Source organism: Acinetobacter courvalinii, from assembly GCF_014635545.1.
GTDB lineage: Bacteria > Pseudomonadota > Gammaproteobacteria > Pseudomonadales > Moraxellaceae > Acinetobacter > Acinetobacter courvalinii.
The window spans coordinates 1-536 of sequence record NZ_BMDA01000025.1 but is presented as its reverse complement, the minus strand read 5'-3'; the positions used below and the strand labels follow the sequence as shown (position 1 = coordinate 536).

At 38.2% G+C, this 536-nt stretch carries 1 tRNA gene; it reads left to right on the top strand.

Annotated elements, in window-relative coordinates:
- Positions 1–23: 23 nt before the first annotated feature.
- Positions 24–99, top strand: a tRNA-Ala gene (locus IEV39_RS18395).
- Positions 100–536 lie beyond the last annotated feature (437 nt).

The window sequence follows — 536 nt, the reverse complement described above, 5'->3', positions numbered from 1 at the left end:
ATCGTTCATTATGATTGTAAGCTGGGGACTTAGCTTAGTTGGTAGAGCGCCTGCTTTGCACGCAGGAGGTCAGGAGTTCGACTCTCCTAGTCTCCACCATGAATTACTTAGTAATTCTGAGCTAAATAGATTATAGAGTTTAGTGAATACGGTCTGAATTGACTGGTTTATTAATCTCTGTGATTTATCACAGTTTACTACGCACCGACGAGGTGGTAGTTGATCATTAACAGATTAGTAGAATTGAGTCTGAAATAAATTGTTCACTCATTCTTTCATTTAAACGTTTCGATGTTTAAGTTGAATGAAATGAGAACTAGCAAAAACACTGAATCAAGCGTTTTGGTATATGAATTTAGATTGAAGCTGTACGGTGATTAAGTTCACGAAACAACAAGCTGTATGAATTAATGTTTACATTGATTCTGTTGCTACACCCACTTGTAGGTGTAACGACTGTTTGGGGTTGTATAGTCAAGTAATTAAGTGCATGTGGTGGATGCCTTGGCAGTCAGAGGCGATGAAAGACGTGATAG